Here is a 20,025-nt window from a genome sequence, read left to right as displayed (position 1 = left end):
CTTTTCCCCAAGGACTCTCGCCCGTTCTTCCGGGCTCATCTGCTTCAAGGCCGTATAGGCTTGCTGTGTCATCTGATCTGCATTCGTCGCGGTTTCCTTTGTTCTGCCTGATCGCCTGCCCCACTTTTCAGTCCGCAAACAAAGAATAACAAAAAACAGGTCAAGCATGGGGGGATCTGACCTTGAACGACCTGTTCGGTGTAACCGAATACGTTATTTAGATGAAAAATTCAATCATTTATGTGCGATCTGAATTATTCATATTACTCTCCTTACAAAAATTGATTTGTTCCTTGTATTATCCAATAACGATAGACCTCAGGAATGACCTCTATAAATTGCCCGTACTTTCCCAGCCATCCATCCGGCACATAAAATTCATAAGACGCAGGCTCGGGATAGTAGGATGTCAACTCCTTATTATCAAAATCCACGTATAGGGAAGGTAACATATCTGAAATATGACTATACGTTCTCTGTTCTAACATCTCCCTTAATTCTTCTGTTCTTGCCTCGAAGTCACTAAGCTGTAGGAGGAAGTCTTCCGCCGTTTCCTCGCTTACTACGGCAATATTAAATCTGTCGGAGAAATCATCAGGATTAGGAATGTTATATCCTTTCTCAAGATATGAAGAATTTAGTTTCTTCAAATCTAAAAACCATATCTCCCTATCTGCAACAAACCATCTGAAATGGTTCTTATTTTTAACAAGAACTATTACAGTCTCAGCATACTTCGGCTTCTTAAGCACTTTGCCTCCTCCTCAGCATTCAAGTACCTCGATAATTCTATTTTTTTATTTTATCATCCTCTTCAAGCCACTGAATCCAAGGGGCAGGAAATTCATATGGTGCTGCTCCCCTTGATTACGAAGGATCGCTTCTTTGTTCGGTATCACATTTGTATTTACATCAAGCTGTATTCTAACTTGGCTAGCATTTGGCATTTCGCCACCTTGAACCCTTTAGTACGAAACACCCCGCCGTCCAACATAAATGAAATTAGCTTAATTTATTACTTATTGCTATCAGTAATTCGTTGATTTTCGCTTAATTACTTTTTGGATTAATTAGAGGACAGGTGGCTAGCCTTTAACATATGACCTTCCCGTTAAAAGATGTTCAGTTAAGTCCTGACAATATAGTTGTCGGGGTATCCTATGAATTTGTTGCGATGCTCTCGACACTATATCCATCGGGGTATCTGTTCGCAAAGTTGCGATTTTTTTCAAAAACCTGTAAGAAAACGAAGATAACAAAAAACAGGTCAATCATGGTGGTATCTAACCATAATCAACCTGTTCAATGTAACGGTTAGGCGTTATTTAAGGTATAAAATTCACGCATTGATGTGCGTACAACAGAAATGACGAAATCTTCATACGGGTATGATAAGGGTTAAGATTGTAGTTGAATATGCGATGGGGGCATTCGGCACTGGGTAGTCCCCACCTTTAATCAGCATCCTTCCCAAAAAATATCCTGAGCTACAATGCTTACCTTCCCCACATCATCAGTACCCGTCAGAATGATTTCTATACTCATATTTTCATCTTGGACTTTCACTTCAAGAATTTCATTACTGGTTATCAAAAACGAGGGCGGTTCAATCTGAAATGAGCTTACATTAGAGAAAGTCAATACTCCTTCCTGCATCTCGGGTTCAGATTCATCATAATTTGCTTGCTTCCACTGACACAAGTCGAGTTTAATTTGAACCTTATGTTGATTAAGCAAATATTCAACATTCTCTACAACGCTATCGTGCAAGTCAAAAGTCGCTAGCAACTCAATTGGTTTAATAAAAATCTCCTCCTATGGAACGATATGAGACGCTTTTGAGCCTTTAGCAACAGGATTACCATTTGCATCAAGGTAATAGTCTGCTTTTGTAGTACCATTTGGATTAGTAACATGGTAATGATCTTTACCTTCAAAACCATTCGCTCCCGGTTTTCCGGGGTCAAACCTTACCTTCATTCCAGTCTCAGGGTCAATAAATTCCCTAGAAGTTGTGTTCTTTGCCATCCCCGTAGGTGTAACATCTTTCCACCCATTATTGATTAGTTCCTGTGGGTCTTTTGGTAAGTTATTCGGTGAGAACTTAACAACATCACCCGTCTCCTCAGCTCCCCCCTCTATCTTCCGAACCCAATCAGCCTCCGCTTCGCTCACCGGGATTCGGATGCCTTCAGGCGTAGTCAGTACAGCGCCCGGTTTAGGCAAAAGCTCTCCGGCCTTTTGGGCTAATGTCCCGGCCGTCTCCAGCGTGGCATTCAGCGCCTCTTTTCCAAGAGCGCCTGCTCCCTTTGTGAGTAGCGCGTCCACAGCTAATTCTCCGGCCTTTTCCCCAAGGACTCTCGCCCGTTCTTCCGGGCTCATCTGCTTCAAGGCCGTATAGGCTTGCTGTGTCATCTGATAGGCATTCGTCGCGGTTTCCTTCAAATGGGTGGACGCATACAGGATTTGTCCCGCCTGATCTTTCACCTGCCCCACTGCCTTTGGTAAATCTGTTGCTGCTAATTAGGCAAACTGGGCAGCTTGTCCGGCCTCATGCCATTTAGCGCACGAGTTTTGATTTTAGTGCGTTATCGCGTTATATTGTTTAGGGAATAGGATTATAGGGAAAAAGAAAACCTTGACTGAGTGACGAGCACTTGATCAAGGTTTTGAATATTAAAATTCTAAGTCTTTATTACTTCCATCATAATTGACTAACATCGAACCTTCCTCTATCACATCCATAATCCAATCCTTAAACTCTTCCCAAGACCGAGAAATTGATTGGCTCTCTCTGTCCCATTGAACAACTCTTGCATCATATCCGTTGTTTGTTGATAAATCAAAGCAAATTGAATCACCATAGTTAAGATCCGCAATAATAAGCAAAATATTTGTCATACCTGGTCTACGGCGATTTTCTCTTAATGACTCATTGAGATATGAGGCACCTCTTTGCTTTTCTCCCAATTCTGGATAGTATATTCCCGCCAAAACAGTTCCTGGTATAAATAACTCCCCACCGTTACATACTTGCAAAAACTCTTTATAAATTTGCGGTAGGCCAACATTTAATTCTCTTTCTGTTTGTAAAATATGATCAATATCCACTCCATTATTCAGTGAATGCACACCATCACTATATTTATTTATTTGGTCAAAAAATGCTTTTAAGTCTGCATTATCGCTATGAAGTGCAACTTTTAATCCCATTACCTCCTCATTAAGGTACCATTTACATTATACTCTTTTTTACCTTCAACAACTCTTATCTTTTCGATAGAGTTACCCGTCCCCTAAGTTGTAATCTTAAACTTGGGAATAAAGAAGGTGGCAACTGGCTTTCCAATTACCACCATTATATCAGCTTGCTTGACGCTCTGTTAGAGTTGCCGCCCGATACTCGGTCTTGTGCTTCATCATGCTGTAGATGATGTTTACGAGCCTCCTCATGACGCATATAAGGGCTTGCTTCTTGGTCTTTCCCTCTGCTAGCTTGCGTTGGTAATAATTTTATAACTTGGGATTCTGTTGCTTCTTGTTGTCGCCTTTAGCCACTTGGATTTGCTGAACAGCAAGGTTATGAAAGATGCTATTCAGTACCCAATTCCCTTGTTTGCTTGCCTTGTCCTTACCTTTGCCACCTGAACTGTGACATACAGGAGCGATTCCGGTAAATCGGGCTAGCTTATCAGCATTGGTAAAACGGCGGATATCTCCGATTTCGGCAATCAGTTCTGCCGCTGTAACGGTGCTGATTCCATCCATCAAATCTAGCTTGTAGTCTGTCTCAGACAGTACCTGACGTAGCTGTGCTTCCGTCTCTTTAATCAGTTCTCTGCTCCTCTTCATATCCTGTACCATATTTACAACAAGAAAGTCTCTTAATGCTTGGTAGTTCCGCTTCGTCTCCCTGTCCTTCTTCACCAGTTCTAAGATTTCCTCTGCTTTACGAGTAGAACAGGTGTTATGACTAGCTTTACGGAGATATGTTGCTAGTTCCTCCGCCCCCACCGATTCCAAGTGATACGGAGCAGGGTACTTCTCCCAAAAGGCTAGAGCGGCTTTCCCGTCAATATCACAGAAGAACTTCTTGTAGGACGGATAATGATAGCTTAATTGCTGATGAAGTTGATTCTTTAGCGTAGCGGCATGTTTAACAAGGGCATTTCGCCTAGCCACCAGTTGTCCAAGTGTCCAGTACATATCCTGCGGATTTGCATCCGGCAGTTTATCTAAACTTGAAAGCAATACCTTTGCGATGCAAAACGCATCCCAAGTATCGCTTTTTTGGGTGGTCGCATTACTCATTCGCTCCCTGTAAGACAGAGCAGAGTTGACTTCCTTGACGATTTGTTTCTTTTCGACAAGGTGAACGGCTAACGCTCTGCCGTTGCCGCCCGTATCCTCTAATCCATAGACAGGGGTCATTCCTTTTGACGTATGCTTCTTGACGAACTTCATCAACTCGTCAAATGCCGATGGCTTATTTTCAATTTGAATTTCGCCAAGTTGTTCATTCCAACAGTCGATGATGACCGCTGTATGGTGGGCTTTATGCAGGTCTAAACCAACGTAAACATGACGCATTTTGTAGTGCATAAAAGAAATCACCCCTGTGTACGGATTGTAGTCGGCGTGATGGGTAAAGAATGGGGGCAACCTCAGTTCAAGCGTTAACCTTTCGGTTCGCAACGGGACGCAAGCCTCTCCACTCCATACTTGTCACAGGATGGCTTCATGCAAGCCATCAGCTTCTATATTTCCATAGCGGTATGTGCCGCTATAAAAGTCACGTTTGTCCAAGATTCGTTTGATTTGCACTTTCGTAAATAGTCTGCCTTGCCCAATAGTAAAGCCTTCTTCATTCATGGCTTCGGCAATTTGGTTCAATGACCATGCCGGATGTTCTTCCTTTAGCTGAAATACTCTGCGGACGGTTATAGCTTGATTCTCATCCACTTGGATGTATTTCTGACCTTTCTTTGCCATGTAGCCAAAGGTGGCTCTCCCTCCGGTATAGCCGCCCTGCTCCGCTTTCTTATACCGCCCTCTGCCTAACTTGAGGGCGATTTCGAGTCGTTGATACTGGTCAAGTAGTTCCATCAAGCCATTAATCAGGAAATCGTTCGGGTCTTTCTTGTAGATGCTGTAGGTAGGCTGTTCGATGCTCCGAACGTCCACCCCATGCTTTTTGAACTCCCGATGCACCAACACTTTCACAATGTCAGACCGCCATAAACGGCTTGTATTGAGGACGATAACTGCATCAATGGTTTGGGTAGACCGGGCGGCTAACATGCTCTGAAAGCCAATTCTGTCCACTTCAAGGGCTTCTTCATCGACTTTCGCCCCACTAATACCTTCATCGCTGTATATGTTCATCAGATTCCATCCTTGCTCCTGACAGTAGGAGCGGATTTCATCTTGTTGGTATGCTAAACTGTAGCCATCCTTGGCTTGTCCACTCGTTGATACTCTGATATAACCGATGACATTCATCCTGATTCCCCCACCGTTACAGAAATCTTTTCGGAGCGTATACCAACTTATAGGAGATATGCAGGAAATGCTCTCCTGTGTTGATTCTGATTCGGTATTGAAAACCTCTTGCCCCTACCGTCATCTTGACCCCATAGAAATGACAGATTCGTTTATGGAACTCGTTGAAGAAGTCCCAATACACGTCTGTAAAGTCAATGACAATACGGTCGATGGATACAGTGACCCCTTTCATGTGCCGCCCCCTCCCGAATTTTTTGATGAATTTCGGGCTTAATTAGAGGGCAGGTGGCTAGCCTTTAACACATGACCTTCCCGTTGATAAATGTTCAGTTAAGTCCTGACAATATAGTTGTCGGAGTATCCTATGAAATAGTTGCGATGCTCTCGACACTATATCCATCGGGGTATGTATTCGCAAAGTTGTGTTTAATTTGGAAAAACCGCAAGAAAACGAAGATAACAAAAAACAGGTCAATCATGGTGGTATCTGACCATAATCGACCTGTTCGATGTAACGGAATAGCGTTATTTAGGGTATATAATTCAAGCTCGATGTACGTACAACCGAAATGGAGAAATCTTTATACGGGTATTATATGGGTTATATGTGTTATTGGTTGAATGATGGGTTTATTCGGCACTGGGTAGCCCCCACCAAACTGTAACATGAACAACAACCTGTTTACCCGATAAAAACAACAGCATCTTTACGCTGAAATGCAGTCGGCAGTTTATTCTGAAGCCCAGTTATCCTTTCGAACATTTTATCTTTTTGTTCCTCAGTTAAGTTTTTTACCGCCCAATCTTTTATTTGAATTAGTTCCTCAATAATTAACGGTACATCTTCCTCCTCTACGTCAACACCTGATGAAAAGAGGTCTGTCCATTGTAACCCTAGTGCTTCAATGGCAGGTTGCCAACATTCTTTAAAAAACGATTCCGTAGCGACTGGAACAAAGAAACTCTGTTCAAAATCATTTTGTGGTTCATGTATTACAGCACTGATTGACATTCACTTATTCACCTCCAAAAGTAGCACTAAATTTGTAGTCTGGAAACTCTTCTTTTAGTTTATTAATACTGTTGTTAACAGCTTGCCGCAATTCAGGTGTATCACCGTCTAGTCTAAAAACAAACTCTTTAATGCCTTTTATTTCTTCAAGTGCCGGTATCTCCTGCGACCCATTCGAAGTTGTTCTTGTCGATGTGGCGTTCTCTAGAGCAGAAATTCGATTGCGTGTTTTCGTAAGTATCTGTTTGTCTGCAAATTCTTGAGGTGTTTGTGCAGGTAATCCTGTTTTAGGATTAACTTTATTAAGACCTTGAGCAGACTTATCTTCATAGAAGACCCCTTTGTTCAAGTCAATTTCATCAAACTCGCCAAGAGATTCTCCCCTTTGGTTAACAATCTCAACCTCTTTTGCACTCTTAACCCCTGAAACATTACCCGTCCCCTCAACTCCCCCCTCTATCTTCCGAACCCAATCAGCCTCCGCTTCGCTCACCGGGATTCGGATGCCTTCAGGCGTGGTCAGTACAGCGCCCGGTTTAGGCAAAAGCTTTCCGGCCTTTTGGGCTAAGGTCCCGGCCGTCTCCAGCGTGGCATTCAGCGCCTCTTTTCCAAGGGCGCCTGCTCCCTTTGTGAGTAGCGCGTCCACAGCTAATTCTCCGGCCTTTTCCCCAAGGACCCTCGCCCGTTCTTCCGGGCTCATCTGCTTCAAGGCCGTATAGGCTTGCTGTGTCACCTGATCTGCATTCGTCGCGGTTTCCTTTGTTCTGCCTGATCGCTTGCCCCACTATTCAGTCCGCAAATAAAGGATAACAAAAAACAGGTCAATCATGGTCGTATCTGACTATAATAGACCTGCTCAATGTAACGGTTAGGCGTTATTTAAGGTATAAAGTTCACGTATTGATGTGCCTACAACAGAAATGACTAAATCTTCATATGGGTAGTACAAAGTACAAGGGTTACATGTGTTATTGGTTGAATGATGGGTTCATTCGGCACTGGGTAGCCCCCACAAAAAAAGATACCCTGAAGAAAAAATCTTCAGGGCTAATTATTATACCTCTATGATTGAGGAAACATCTCCAAATATGTTTCATACCAATCAGGGCGTTGGGCTTTGATTAAGCAAAGCACCTCTGTCAAAGTAATACCTTTTAGATGAGCTAACTTAGCATAACTTATCTGCTGTGTAGAAAGCCAAATTTGACCTATCGACTCTCCACAACTTGCCTTAATCATCTCATCACAGTTACTTTCATTTGAAATTTTTATTAATATGTCCACAGTCTCAGCATCTTGGAAGTTCTCTCCCAATTCAATAACTGCGTCATCTTTTTCTGCATCTGATGCTGTTGGGTCTGTTAATATTTCCAATAACCTTTCCCTCTTCATAGACTTCACTCTCCTAATGGAATATGAGTTCCAACACTCCTACCGCCCGTTTCCCCTGTAAACGGATTGATGTATGTTCCCTTATCATCTAGTCTAGCATCAAAACGAGGTTGATTGCTCCCTGCACCTAGTCCTTCCCTTGTACTAGCTTCGGGTTTCAGCTTCAGCCTCCAACTAAACGTTCCATCGGCGTTCTTTACTCCCCATTGCTCGACACCACCAGCAGTATCTTGCCTTACCCAACCATTATTTTCTGCCCAAGTCCTTAAATTAGAGGTGTTCTTGGAAATACTACCAGTGTCTTTAACTAGAACATCACCCGTCCCCTCAACTCCCCCCTCTATCTTCCGAACCCAATCAGCCTCCGCTTCGCTCACCGGGATTCGGATGCCTTCAGGCGTGGTCAGTACAGCGCCCGGTTTAGGCAAAAGCTCTCCAGCCTTTTGGGCTAAGGTCCCGGCCGTCTCCAGCGTGGCATTCAGCGCCTCTTTTCCAAGAGCGCCTGCTCCCTTTGTGAGTAGCGCGTCCACAGCTAATTCTCCGGCCTTTTCCCCAAGGACTCTCGCCCGTTCTTCCGGGCTCATCTGCTTCAAGGCCGTATAGGCTTGCTGTGTCATCTGATAGGCATTCGTCGCCGTTTCCGTCAAATGGGTGGACGCATACAGGATTTGTCCCGCCTGATCCTTCACCTGCCCCACTGCCTTTGGTAAATCTGTTGCTGCTAAATAGGCAAACTGGGCAGCTTGTCCGGCCTCATGCCAGGCACCGTCCATAACGCCTTCCCCGAAGGTGGTAGCCAATTGCGGGCCGAGCGGGATCTGCTGTTGGTAGGCATCCACCTCCATCTGCAGATTGCCAAAATAGGCACCGTCGTATTTCTGATGAGCAGCCGATCGTTCCTGTGGCGGGATATAATCGAAGGTTACGGGGTCATAACCTTGTTGTAAAGCGTATTGCTTGAATTTAAGTGATTCCCGATTGAAAGTCTCGCTCACTTCTCCCGGGAATAAAGTATATCCCGTATCCCGGCCAAATTGCTGCAATAAACTTTGCATACTGGCCTCGTTGACTTTTGGAACAGAAGCCGCGGACGGCTTAACAGTGGTACTGGCCGAATTGGTATATACCAGCGGAACTCCGTTCGAGCCCAATGGTGTATTCAAGGGAACGCTGCCGCTGCTACTGCTGCCCGACTTCGGCACGCTGCTGCCGGAACTTGCATTGAGGTATGTCAGCGGAACTCCGTTCGAGCCCATCGGCGTATTCAAGGGAACGCTGCCGCTGCTCACGCTGCCCGACCTGGGCGCGCTGCTGCCGGAACTTGAATTGAGATACGTCAGCGGAACTCCGTTCGAGCCCATCGGCGTATTCAATGGAACACTGCCGCTGCTGACACTGCCCGACCTGGGCACGCTGCTGCCGGAACTTGAATTGAGGTACGTCAGCGGAACTCCGTTCGAGCCCATCGGCGTATTCAATGGAACACTGCCGCTGCTGACACTGCCCGACCTGGGCACGCTGCTGCCGGAACTTGAATTGAGGTACGTCAGCGGAACTCCGTTCGAGCCCATCGGCGTATTCAATGGAACACTGCCGCTGCTGACACTGCCCGACCTGGGCACGCTGCTGCCGGAACTTGAATTGAGGTACGTCAGCGGAACTCCGTTCGAGCCCATCGGCGTATTCAACGGAACACTGCCGCTGCTCACGCTTCCCGACCTGGGCGCGCTGCTGCCGGAACTTGCATTCACGTATACCAGGGGGACTCCGTTCGAACCCAATGGCGTATTCAACGGAACGCTCCCGCTGCTCACGCTGCCCGACCTGGGCGCGCTGCTGCCGGAACTTGCATTCACGTATACCAAGGGGACTCCGTTCGAACCCAATGGCGTATTCAACGGAACACTGCCGCTGCTCACGCTGCCCGACCTGGAAGCGCTGCTGCCGGAACTTGCATTCACGTATACCAGGGGGACTCCGTTCGAACCCACCGGCGTGTTCAATGGAACGCTGCCGCTGCTCACGCCGCCCGACTTGGCTGGGCTTGCTGCCGGACTTGAATTCTGGTAAGACAGCGGGACTCCGTTCGATCCGACTTTGGTATTCAGCGGCGCGCTTCCGCTGCTGCTGCTCGTCTTGGACGGGCTCGCTGCCGGACTTGAATTCTGGTAAGACAGCGGGACTCCGTTCGATCCGACTTTGGTATTCAGCGGCGCGCTTCCGCTGCTGCTGCTCGTCTTGGACGGGCTCGCTGCCGGACTTGAATTCTGGTAAGACAGCGGGACTCCGTTCGATCCGACTTTGGTATTCAGCGGCGCGCTTCCGCTGCTGCTGCTCGTCTTGGACGGGCTCGCTGCCGGACTTGAATTCTGGTAAGACAGCGGGACTCCGTTCGATCCGACTTTGGTATTCAGCGGCGCGCTTCCGCTGCTGCTGCTCGTCTTGGACGGGCTCGCTGCCGGACTTGAATTCTGGTAAGACAGCGGGACTCCGTTCGACCCGACTTTGGCCGTAGAAGCAGCTGCCGCCGGCTGTGTTTTGGCCGGGGTGCTGGACTTGGCCGGCGAAGGCGTTGTCGCCGCCGGCGTCCGGGCCGAGCTGCCGGAACCGGAGGAGGTTGTGCTTTTGGGTGCAGAGGCTGCGGCTGGCTTGGAGGTGCTGGTTGCCACCGCAGTAGTTCCGATAATTTGGGCCATCCTTGAAGCTTCCCTTCTTCATGTAATGGAGATACGCTTGCAGGCGATATGCCGCAGAGTTCAAATCCGTTTGACCTGCGCGGCGCCTGCCCCCTGCCGGAACCTGGTGTATGTGCCGGGGTTGAATGCCCCCGATTCCGGGATTATACCGGAATGAACCGCATCACCCCCTCTCCGGCGAACCTTACCTCTTAATCCGCCAGGCCGCTGAAGAGGGCGCGATAAGCATCGTGCATCCGGCTCGCGCTGAACAGCGATTTGCGCTGCTGCAGACCGGATAATTCCCGCACCCAAGTCTCTTTGTCCGCCTCCTGAAAGTCTCGAATGGCGTTCTCCATCGAACCCTCTACATAGGGATCGAACTGGAACCGGTAATCTCCGATGATCTCGGCTATTCCGCCCCGGCAGCTGCAAATAACCGGAATTCCGGCATCCATGGCTTCCAGCACGACATAGCCAAACGGTTCATACAGCGAAGGAATAATGAGAGCGTCCAGAGAATTCAGGAAGCTCTGCTTCCGCTCTCCCTGGCACCAGCCCAGAAAGCGGACTTTCCCGGTCAGTTCAGCCGTTTCCCGGTACAGGAGGATTTCGCTCAAATGCTGCGGATCTTCCCGGCCGGAAGCAATGCGCAATTCCCCATCGACACGCCGGAAAGCTTTGACGCACTCGAGCAGCCCTTTGCGATAATCCATCCGTCCCAGGAATCCGAATATCCGGCGTTCACTGCGGAACGGCGGAAGACACACATCCGGTTGACGGAACTTCATCCCGTTGGGGATAGCCGCAATTTTGGCCGCCCATCCCGGATACAGTGCAGCAAGCTTGATCCGTTCGGCTTCACTGATGCACACGATTGCGCTGGCATACGAACAACACTGTTCGAACCGGAACTTCACCTCCATGTTCTCGCCGAACGGAGCTGCCGCGTTGAACGGTTCAACCGTCGGGACGGAATGCACAACATAGATCAGCCTTCTTCCCCGCAGAATGGTGGGGTCCAGCACCTCCGACAGCCCGTAGAAATGCAGCACCGCCATGTCAAAAGAAAGCTCTCCCACCCGATGCAGCTCATCCTGTCTGACCGCTGCAATATCCCGGTCTCCCGGGTACAGCTCCGCCCTCAAATCCGGCAGAGCCTGAGGATCGTAAATATGTATAAATCCGGTGTCGGCCTCGTGGCCCGCGTACATCTCGTTCATGTAAGAAGCGATGCCGCCTATGATATAGCCGCCGATCTCATTCGTCAGATGGACAGCCCGGTAATGCTCCGCGTATCGGAAGGCCATCATAGATCCGCCACCGTCCCCAGTACGACCTCATACTTGCGGATCAGATACTCCTGTTCCGGCGTCTCGGCGGCAAGCCAGATCGCCGGCAGTTTCTCCAGATCCGGGTCGTCGAATTTACGCCGCCAATCCAGCACCGCATAGCCTTTGAACCGGGGCGAAAGCCGAATGGGGCCCGTAAATACCAGCGTCTCTCCGTTCATCCTTACCGTCTCCGGAATTTCAATCCAATCCTCTTCCATTTGCAGTCCCCCCGATATGAGCCTCTTTTGCCGTTTAGAAGGCGGCCTCGCTGTGCAAACGCTTGCTTTGTTGTCCAAAAATTTAAGCGTTTTCATAAATCCGCCTTGCTCTATTATCGGGATTTAATGACAATTGTTTAGCTTATTTACATCCTGCCTAAAAAAAACCCGGGCCCGCCGCAGCGGCCCCGAGTCCTTCATTGGTGCAGGGCGGCACCGCCGCCAAATCGCCATATTTTTGCAGCCATCCCGGAAGAAATGCTTAGAAGGATTCGCTATAATTAAACTTAGCGGTGTGACTTATGTCACTCCCCCATCCTCTTAAGAAACGGAGAGAAGCCTGTATGACCCTTCTGGACACGTCCAATGTTACGTCCCCGCTGTTCATTACTGTATTGCTGTTCCTTCTGGTCCTGGTTCCGCTGGTCAGTCTCGGCATTCTCCGTCTGGTTCAGTCCCGGCGCCGTTCCGCCCTTGCGCTTATCGGAAGCAGCGTGCTGGTCGGCATGCTATTCCTCGGCATCACTTCCCTGATGTTTCAATGAAGCTTCCGCTCCCTCTTCCGGCGGTCCGCTTCGCGGTCAACGCGTTGAGCCTCTCGGAGAGAAGCAGCATCATCCCCGCCAGCAGCAGCAGATAGAACGGCAGGATATGAAGACTGAAGAGCGAAGCGCCCCACCCGAGCAGCGGCGGCATCAGCGTGCTTCCCATATAGGCCGTCGCCATCTGATAGCCCATAAGGGTCTGGGCCGCATTCTGGCCGAAGCGCACCGGCGTCTCATGCAGCATGCACGGGAAGATTGGCGCGAGGCCCAGTCCCACGATCAGGAACCCGGCTGTCGTGAATCCGACGGGCAGCGGCAGACACAACAGCAGCGCTCCGGCGGCCGCCACAATCTGCCCGGCACGGATCATCGCCAGATTTCCGGCGCGGAAGGTAAGGAATCCGGCAAGAAAACGGCCCAGCGTAATGCCTCCGTAGTACAGCGATACCCAGCGTGCGGCATCGTCGGCGGAGAGTCCTTTGATTCCGGCGAGGTAGCTGCTTCCCCAGAGTCCAAGCGTCGCCTCTATCCCGCAGTACAGCAGAAATGACAGCAGGGCGAACTTCACGCCCCGAATCCGAAGCGGACGAACCGGAGCGGACGCCTCACGCGTCATCTCCGCAGCGGGCAGAGCATCGGCTTCCGCCGCACCCGCCGCGGCTCCGGACAACGGCTCATTCTCCCTGTCCTCCGCCTCTGCACCCGATCCTTCGTTCACACGCTCGGTGCGGGCTTTCTCCTGCGCATGCTTCCGATCCATTCGTCCCCACAGCGGCAGCGACACCGCCAGCAGAACCACCAGCGCGAACTGCATCCCCGAGATCGTGAAATACCCGTGTCTCCATGCGCCGTCCCTTGAGATAAAAGCCGACATGATAATCGGGCCGATGGTGGCGCCCACGCCCCAGAAGCAGTGCAGCCAGCTCATGTGATGGGCTTTGTAATGGGCGGCCACATAGTGGTTCAGCGCCGCATCGACTGAACCTGCGCCCAGACCGAGCGGAATGGCGAACAGATACAGCCAGCCGATCGAAGGCGTGAGCGCGAAGCCGAGCAGAGCCGCTGCGGTCATCAGACAGCTCAGCAGCGTCACCCTGCCCGTTCCCAGCCGCTTGACGACATAGCCGCTCGCCAGGCTGGATACAATGGTGCCCGCCGCAATCGTCATGTAGAGCCAGCCCGCTCCGTCCAGCGAAGCGCCGAACTCTCCGCGCATCACCGGCCAAGCTGCGCCAAGAAGCGAATCCGGTAGCCCCAGACTGATGAACGCCAAATAAATCATAATCAGAAAAAACAAAGCCATTCCTGCATTCCCTCCCCTGAATAACTCCCGCACTCTAGGCTTCCAGCAGCAGCTCCAGACCCAGACGGTACAACCCGGTCAAATAATCGTTCTCCCAATCGCTCCTCACCAGCCCGGGCAAATGCCCGACCGGAACCCAGCGGGCGCTTGCTTCAGCAATACGTTCCAACAGACCCGGACTTGCCTCTTCCCCGTGAAAAATAATCCGGCTCGGGTTCAGAATCGCGGTCAGCGCCGCGACGAGCCGGCTGAGGGCTTCAGCCCCTTCTTCCTCGCGCCCCGCCCGGCCGGCTCCCGACAGCGCTGCGTCTTCCTGGGCTTCCTCCAGCGCCTGGCCGAAGTTCAGGTCTCCGCCAAGCGGCACGAATGCGATTTCTCCGGCAAAAAAACTCCGGCCGCGCACCACCTGGCCGCCGATCAGAATCCCGGCGCCGGGCCCGTTGCTCCCCCGGTACACATAGACCAGCGACTCCGGCTCCGGCACGTTCTCCCGGTGCGCATAGCCCAGAACCGCGGCGTTCATATCATTCTCGATCACCGTGGCAATGCCGAACCGCTCTTCGCAGCGGGCGCGCAGATCCAGACCGGCGAACCGGTCATAGCCCGGAATAAAGATCAGCCGGCCCTGATCGACCGAACCGGGGACGCCGACGGCAATCCCGCGGACGCGCGGGAAGCGGGCCAGAAGCGGCTCTATAATCCGATAGAGTCCTTCCTCGCCCGCTTCCAGCACAGAAGGAAAGCGGCCGGCCTCTTTCTGTACTCCCTGCCCGTCAAAGACGGCATAGACGGTCTCCCTGCGTTCCAGGAACAGGCTCAGACAGAGCGCGTATTCCGGATCATACGCATAACGGACCGCCGGTCTTCCCCCGCCCGACTCATCCCGGCCCGCCGGCTGGATCTCCCCCTCCCGTTCCATACGGGCCAGGAACTTGCCGACCGTCGGGAAGCTCAGCCCCAGCTTGCGGCTGAGCTCCGCCCGGGTCGAGCTGCCGCTATGCAGCAGCTCCCGGCGAATGCCGCGCAGAATATGAGCCCGGACCGCCTTGGGATCGGTGGGAGGTGTAGGCTCAGGCATAAGACTTGCCTCCTCGCATCACTTATTAAATACCTTTAAAAAGTCGCCACGGCGATCTTAGCATACCTTGGCCCAGGGTTCAACCGTTACCTTGGTCCGGGCGCCGGGAACATGCCAAAAAACCCCCGGAAGACATCCGGGGGTACCGTTCAGAAGCTGCTCATCCGATTAGCGGCGAGCGGCCAGCGCTTTATTAAATTGAGTCTTGTTCATTCCGACGATCCGGGTATCGCCGATCAGCGTGACCGGTACGGCCCGCATTCCCATATCCCAGACCTGCTGGGCGAAGTCGTCGTTCTGTTCGATATTGCGTTCCTCGTAAGCGACGCCCTTGTCGTCCAGGAAGCTCTTGATCCGGCGGCAGTGCGGGCAATTCGTTGAGGTGTAGACAATAACGCGATCCATGGCACCCTTCCCTCCCAATCGCAATCATCCTTGGGCCATTTCCGGCATCAGACTGCCCTTCCATTATAACCCGACTTAAGCGTCCGGGCAAAAGTCCGGATCGAATTGGGGGCGGGAAGCCATGCCTGCCGCCTCTTGCCGGCAAGTCAGGCTTGCAGGACCGCGCTGTGTTCCAGGCTCTCGATGTACTTCTCCGCATCCAGCGCCGCCGTGCAGCCGCTTCCTGCTGCCGTAACCGCCTGCCGGTAGCGCGTATCCTGTACGTCGCCGCAGGCAAATACACCCGGAATATTCGTCTCGGAAGTTCCCGGAATGGTTGCAATGTAGCCGCCGGCGTCCAGGGTGACCTGACCGCCGAGGAAAGCCGTGTTCGGCTGATGCCCGATCGCCACGAACACGCCGCTGGCCGGAAGAATCCGCTCTTCGCCCGAATCGTTGCTGCGCACGCGCAGGCCGGTTACGCCGGCTTCGCCGGACAGCACCTCAAGCGGAGTCATATTGAGCGCCCAGTCGATTTTGGCATTGGCCCGGGCCCGATCCTGCATGATCTTGGAGGCCCGCAGTTCGCCCCGGCGGTGAACCAGCGTTACCCGGGATGCAAAACGGGTCAGGAAGCTGGCTTCCTCCAGTGCGGAATCCCCCCCGCCGACCACAAGAATCTCTTTGTTCCGGAAGAAGAAGCCGTCGCAGGTGGCGCAGGTGCTGACGCCCCGTCCGATGTTCTCCTGCTCTCCGGGAATGCCGAGATACTTGGCGGTGGCACCGGTCGAAATAATCAGCGTATCGGTTGTCAGTTCACCGAGACCCTCCACATTCAGCTTGAACGGACGCTCCCCGAGTTCGACGCTGTTGACCCAGCCGCTGCGGAATTCCGCGCCGAAGCGCTCCGCCTGGCTGCGCATGCGGTCCATCAGCTCGGGTCCCATAATCCCTTCAGGGAAGCCCGGGAAATTCTCGACTTCCGTCGTCGTGGTTAATTGCCCGCCAGGCTGCGGTCCCTCCAGAACGAGCGGATTCAGGTTGGCGCGGGCCAGATAAATGGCGGCGGTCAATCCCGCGGGTCCGGTTCCTACAATGATAGCTTTATACATGGGGGTGTCCTCCTCAGGATGCGGTATCGGCCGTCTTATTTATAATCATTCCAATGTATGTTTCATTATGAAAACAATTGATTCATCTGTCAATAGGATTGTTATACAGTGAGTTGTTCACAATCTAATTTGCGCATAAAAACCGCCGCCCGTATCAAACGGACAGCGGTTCATTCACGTTCTAGCGCAGCAGACGCAGGCCATTCAGGATGACCAAAATCGTGCTGCCTTCATGGCCGATCACACCGAACGGAAGAGCGATCCCGAGCGCAAAGTTGCTGGCGATGAGCGACAGGATCACCGCCACCGCGAATCCCATGTTCTGCTTGACGATTCGCCGCGTGCGCCGGGCCAGCCCGATTGTCGCTGCAATCTCCTCGATGCTGTCGTTCATCAGCACGACGTCCGCCACTTCCAGCGCCGCCCCGCTTCCTTTCATCCCCATTCCGACGCCGACCGTGGCGGCCGCAAGCGCCGGCGCATCGTTGACTCCGTCGCCGACCATGACGACATGCCCGTGCCGCCGGCGCAGCTCGGAGATGCGGGCCACCTTGTCTTCCGGCAGCAGGTCCGCATAGCAGTAATCGACTCCGGTCGTTCCGGCAATCATCTCCGCCGTCCGCGCCCGGTCGCCGGTCAGCATGGCCACCTGAACGCCCATTCGGCGCAGCTTCTGAACCGCTTCGGCCGCCTGCGGCCGGATGCGGTCCTGAAGGGCGAACAGTCCCGCCACCCGGTCCTCCGCGAGTACGGCGCAGACCGTCTTGCCTTCGTCTTCCCAGCGGGTCCGAAGCTCTCTCCAGCCCGCCAGCTCTTCGGCGGTGTTGGCCTCAAGGGCCCGGCGGGCAATGGCCGCCGTCTCCTCCCTTCCGGCTTCCTCGTCCAGCACATTGCTTTTGCCGACCCGCCAAGTTCTTCCCCGGAAGCGGCCCTCGATGCCCCAGCCGGTCAGCGAACGGCTCTCTTCCGCCGCACCCGGCTCAATGCCCCGCTCGCTCGCATACCGTACCACCGCTTCCGCCAGCGGATGCCGGGACAGATGCTCGACCGAAGCGCAGGCCGCCAGCAGCTCGTCTGGATCGACTCCTTCTGCGGCTGTAAAGTCGGTGACCCCCGGCATGCCTTCCGTCAAGGTGCCGGTCTTATCAAAAGCTACGACGGCAGTCTGCGCCAGGTTCTCCAGATGAACGCCGCCTTTGAAGAGAATCCCGCGGCGGGCGCTCTTGGAGATGGCGGACAGCATCGCCGGCATAATCGACGAGACCAGCGCGCACGGCGAAGCAACCACTAGGAACACCATCGCCTTGTAGAACGTGCTGCTCCAGCTCCAGTCCAGTACGAGCGGCGGCAAGGCGATCAGCAGCGCCGTTGATCCGACGACAAGGCGGGCGTAGACTGCCTCGAACTTTTTGATGAACCGCTGCGATTCGGGAACTTCCGTCTCCGCCTCTTCCACCAGCTTCACAATCCGGGCGAACAGGCTGTTCTCCGGCGACTGCGTGACTTCGACATAGAGCGGGCCTTCGCCGTTGACCGTGCCGGTGTACACTTCGCTGCCGACCGTTTTGTCCACCGGAACCGATTCGCCGGTAATGGAGGCCTGATCGACCGCCGATTGCCCGCGCACCACAACCCCGTCCGCCGGAATCAGCTCGCCGGGCCGAACCATGACGAGATCGCCGATCCGCAGATCATCGAGCGCCACCTCGCTCATGACGCCGTTCTGCATGACCACCGCCGTCGCCGGCTTGAGCGCCAGCAGGGCCGAGATGTCCTTCGTGCTGCGCTCCATTGTATAGCTCTCCAGCGCGCCGCTCAGGGCAAAAATAAAGATCAGCATCGCCCCTTCGTTCCAGTAGCCGATGGAAGCCGCGCCGAGCGCGGCGGCAATCATCAGCAGATTGACGTCAAGATCGCGCTCGCGGACGAGCGTCTGCACGCCCTCCCTCGCCTTGATCCAGCCGCCGATGGCATAGGCCGCCACATACAGCGCAATGGAGAGCGGCTGAGACCAGCTGGCCGCCGCCCAGGCCGCGAGCATCAGCAGCCCGCTGCCCAGCGCCGCCTGCATCTCCCCGTTTCGGATCATCGCCCGGAAGTCGAAGCGCCGCCCTTTCGGAGCGCGCGGCTTCTGCGCGCCTTCCCGGTACGCCTGCGGCAGTGATTTGGTCGTTGCTTGCATCGTGAACACCTCATTTTAAAAGTTTTTCGGAACTATACTTCATCGATTGGACTTTGCAGAAAAACTCGCTTCGGAAGCATGGGCTGTTTTTCGGAAGATAAACTTCCTGAGTTAGCTTTGCAGAAAAACTCGCTTCGGAAGCATCGGCTGTTTTTCGGAACAGGGCTTTCGGACTGCCTCATTGAGAATGAGAGCCATTCTTAAAGCCCTTAAAATGACACATGCTGCCCCGGCTTCGCCGGGACAGCATGTTATTGAGAATGAGAATCATTGTTTACATTGTCCAAAAAGTTTTCCTTCGCACAACTTTATAATTATAGTATACCCTTTCGCTCAAACTGTAAACCGGGCAAATGCCCGAAATCGGCGAATTCGACAAAAAACGCCGCTGCGCAAATACGCACGGCGTTGTCCTTCATTTCCTTGCCGGGCTAAGCCTAAAGAGCGGCTTCCCTGCCGCGCACTTCGCGGTCTTCAGCCGATCCGGCCGCTCTCCTCCAATCCGCCGCAGCGCTCCTGGCGGTCGATCCAGGTCAGGCACGCCGCCCGGAGCAGCGCCTCCGTCCGCTGGGCCGGCGCGCAGAAGATTCCCCCGAGGCCGATCCGGTAGAGATCGGCCAGCGCGGCAGCCGCGGGAGGACCGGCGGCCAGCAGCGCCGCCGCCGGCTTCACCCGGCGCACGGCGGCCGCGATGTCCTCCGCCGCGCAGGCAAATCGCGCGGCCGCTTCCTCCGGCGCGGCTTCGTCCGCCGCGCCGTCCAGCACCAGGAAATCGGCGGTGCGCCCGATTTCCGCGGCGGCGGGCGCCGCCAGATCGGGGGCGATCAGCGCCCCGATCCGGCAGGACGCCGCGAACCGGTGGCCGAGCGTCTGTTCGGCCACCGTCTCGATGAATTCGCGCGCAGCAGCGAATTCGGCAGGGCTGGCGGGGTACGCCGCCAGCAGATCCAGGCGGCAGTCGCCGCCGGCGCGCTGCCAGTCCGTCAGCACCAGAAAGAGCGCTTCCAAAACCGCGTCCTGCAATTCGCCAAGACGCCCCCCGCATGCCCCTTCAAGCTCTGGCGGCGAAGGAAGGGCCACCGCCAGCCAGTTGGTCAAGACCCCATTTAGTGGACATTGAAAAAAACACCTAGGCTCCAAGCTGGCGTCGGTACTCTACTGGCGTCAGTTTGTTTAATTTACGCTGTGGTCGTCTTCGGTTGTAAAACCGTATGTATTTCTCGATTCTTCTTTGTGCCTCAGCCATTTTTCGGATATCATAAGGATAGAGTCCTTCCGTTTTGAG

General features: G+C 53.1%; 20 protein-coding genes and 1 pseudogene. 2 read left to right on the top strand and 19 right to left on the bottom strand.

Annotated features, from left to right (window positions below; genetic code table 11):
- Nucleotides 1-272 precede the first annotated feature (272 nt).
- The 10 genes and pseudogenes from RBI05_RS18870 to RBI05_RS18825 form a co-directional block, all read right to left on the bottom strand.
- A complete protein-coding gene (locus RBI05_RS18870) occupies nucleotides 273-752 on the bottom strand; it encodes a hypothetical protein (protein ID WP_310552169.1) in 480 nt (159 codons plus the stop codon).
- Nucleotides 753-1,458: 706 nt separating this feature from the next.
- Nucleotides 1,459-1,737 carry a hypothetical protein gene (locus tag RBI05_RS18865; protein ID WP_310552168.1) on the bottom strand — a complete coding sequence of 93 codons (279 nt, stop codon included), beginning with the start codon at nucleotides 1,735-1,737 and terminating at the stop codon, nucleotides 1,459-1,461.
- A 78-nt stretch (nucleotides 1,738-1,815) separates the two neighbouring features.
- Nucleotides 1,816-2,487 (bottom strand): hypothetical protein, encoded by a 672-nt coding sequence (locus tag RBI05_RS18860; protein ID WP_310552167.1) that lies wholly within the window; start codon nucleotides 2,485-2,487, stop codon nucleotides 1,816-1,818.
- 189 nt (nucleotides 2,488-2,676) lie between these two features.
- Complete coding sequence (locus tag RBI05_RS18855) at nucleotides 2,677-3,213, bottom strand: SMI1/KNR4 family protein (RefSeq protein ID WP_310552166.1); 537 nt, start codon at nucleotides 3,211-3,213, stop codon at nucleotides 2,677-2,679.
- 150 nt (nucleotides 3,214-3,363) lie between these two features.
- A pseudogene (locus RBI05_RS18850) lies at nucleotides 3,364-4,602 on the bottom strand (IS110 family RNA-guided transposase).
- Between the two features lie 123 nt (nucleotides 4,603-4,725).
- Entirely contained in the window at nucleotides 4,726-5,502 is a 777-nt protein-coding gene (locus RBI05_RS18845; protein ID WP_310552165.1) for a recombinase family protein, read from the bottom strand.
- A 685-nt stretch (nucleotides 5,503-6,187) separates the two neighbouring features.
- Complete coding sequence (locus tag RBI05_RS18840; RefSeq protein WP_310552164.1) at nucleotides 6,188-6,517, bottom strand: hypothetical protein; 330 nt, start codon at nucleotides 6,515-6,517, stop codon at nucleotides 6,188-6,190.
- A gap of 4 nt (nucleotides 6,518-6,521) precedes the next feature.
- Nucleotides 6,522-7,250, bottom strand: a complete 729-nt coding sequence (locus RBI05_RS18835) for a hypothetical protein (protein WP_310552163.1) — start codon at nucleotides 7,248-7,250, stop codon at nucleotides 6,522-6,524.
- A gap of 329 nt (nucleotides 7,251-7,579) precedes the next feature.
- Nucleotides 7,580-7,909 (bottom strand): hypothetical protein, encoded by a 330-nt coding sequence (locus tag RBI05_RS18830; protein ID WP_310552162.1) that lies wholly within the window; start codon nucleotides 7,907-7,909, stop codon nucleotides 7,580-7,582.
- Nucleotides 7,910-7,914: 5 nt separating this feature from the next.
- A complete protein-coding gene (locus RBI05_RS18825; RefSeq protein ID WP_310552161.1) occupies nucleotides 7,915-8,964 on the bottom strand; it encodes a hypothetical protein in 1,050 nt (349 codons plus the stop codon).
- A 46-nt stretch (nucleotides 8,965-9,010) separates the two neighbouring features.
- Here RBI05_RS18825 and RBI05_RS18820 point away from each other — a divergent pair, with 46 nt between their 5' ends.
- Complete coding sequence (locus RBI05_RS18820; RefSeq protein WP_310552160.1) at nucleotides 9,011-9,979, top strand: hypothetical protein; 969 nt, start codon at nucleotides 9,011-9,013, stop codon at nucleotides 9,977-9,979.
- A gap of 817 nt (nucleotides 9,980-10,796) precedes the next feature.
- On the opposite strand, the gene RBI05_RS18815 is transcribed toward RBI05_RS18820, so the two are convergent.
- Together RBI05_RS18815 and RBI05_RS18810 are read right to left on the bottom strand one after the other, a co-directional pair.
- Nucleotides 10,797-11,897, bottom strand: a complete 1,101-nt coding sequence (locus tag RBI05_RS18815) for a glycosyltransferase family 4 protein (protein ID WP_310552159.1) — start codon at nucleotides 11,895-11,897, stop codon at nucleotides 10,797-10,799.
- The gene (locus RBI05_RS18810) at nucleotides 11,894-12,136 is read right to left on the bottom strand and encodes a hypothetical protein (protein WP_310552158.1); all 243 of its coding nucleotides are present in this window, start codon (nucleotides 12,134-12,136) and stop codon (nucleotides 11,894-11,896) included. The genes RBI05_RS18815 and RBI05_RS18810 overlap by 4 nt, the downstream gene beginning before the upstream one ends.
- 344 nt (nucleotides 12,137-12,480) lie before the next feature.
- Here RBI05_RS18810 and RBI05_RS18805 point away from each other — a divergent pair, with 344 nt between their 5' ends.
- Nucleotides 12,481-12,681, top strand: a complete 201-nt coding sequence (locus RBI05_RS18805) for a hypothetical protein (RefSeq protein ID WP_310552157.1) — start codon at nucleotides 12,481-12,483, stop codon at nucleotides 12,679-12,681.
- Here RBI05_RS18805 and RBI05_RS18800 read toward each other — a convergent pair.
- The 7 genes from RBI05_RS18800 to RBI05_RS18770 all read right to left on the bottom strand — a co-directional run.
- Complete coding sequence (locus RBI05_RS18800) at nucleotides 12,659-13,984, bottom strand: MFS transporter (protein ID WP_310552156.1); 1,326 nt, start codon at nucleotides 13,982-13,984, stop codon at nucleotides 12,659-12,661. The two genes, RBI05_RS18805 and RBI05_RS18800, sit on opposite strands and share 23 nt — an antisense overlap.
- A 34-nt stretch (nucleotides 13,985-14,018) precedes the next feature.
- Complete coding sequence (locus RBI05_RS18795) at nucleotides 14,019-15,062, bottom strand: ROK family transcriptional regulator (RefSeq protein WP_310552155.1); 1,044 nt, start codon at nucleotides 15,060-15,062, stop codon at nucleotides 14,019-14,021.
- A 168-nt stretch (nucleotides 15,063-15,230) separates the two neighbouring features.
- Nucleotides 15,231-15,467: a glutaredoxin family protein gene (locus RBI05_RS18790; protein ID WP_150459292.1), complete on the bottom strand. Its 237-nt coding sequence runs from the start codon at nucleotides 15,465-15,467 to the stop codon at nucleotides 15,231-15,233.
- A 146-nt stretch (nucleotides 15,468-15,613) separates the two neighbouring features.
- Nucleotides 15,614-16,558: a thioredoxin-disulfide reductase gene (gene trxB / locus RBI05_RS18785; RefSeq protein WP_310552153.1), complete on the bottom strand. Its 945-nt coding sequence runs from the start codon at nucleotides 16,556-16,558 to the stop codon at nucleotides 15,614-15,616.
- Nucleotides 16,559-16,739: 181 nt separating this feature from the next.
- Nucleotides 16,740-18,740 (bottom strand): heavy metal translocating P-type ATPase, encoded by a 2,001-nt coding sequence (locus tag RBI05_RS18780; RefSeq protein WP_310552152.1) that lies wholly within the window; start codon nucleotides 18,738-18,740, stop codon nucleotides 16,740-16,742.
- Nucleotides 18,741-19,214: 474 nt separating this feature from the next.
- Nucleotides 19,215-19,880 (bottom strand): hypothetical protein, encoded by a 666-nt coding sequence (locus RBI05_RS18775; RefSeq protein ID WP_310552151.1) that lies wholly within the window; start codon nucleotides 19,878-19,880, stop codon nucleotides 19,215-19,217.
- Nucleotides 19,870-20,025: IS3 family transposase (locus RBI05_RS18770; RefSeq protein ID WP_310550677.1), on the bottom strand; the 156-nt coding region annotated here is incomplete at its 5' end. The genes RBI05_RS18770 and RBI05_RS18775, both read right to left, overlap by 11 nt.

This window comes from Paenibacillus glufosinatiresistens (assembly GCF_031470375.1).
GTDB lineage: Bacteria > Bacillota > Bacilli > Paenibacillales > Paenibacillaceae > Paenibacillus_AQ > Paenibacillus_AQ glufosinatiresistens.
The sequence above is the reverse complement of the archived record's forward strand: the minus strand, read 5'-3'. Positions and strand labels throughout refer to the sequence as shown.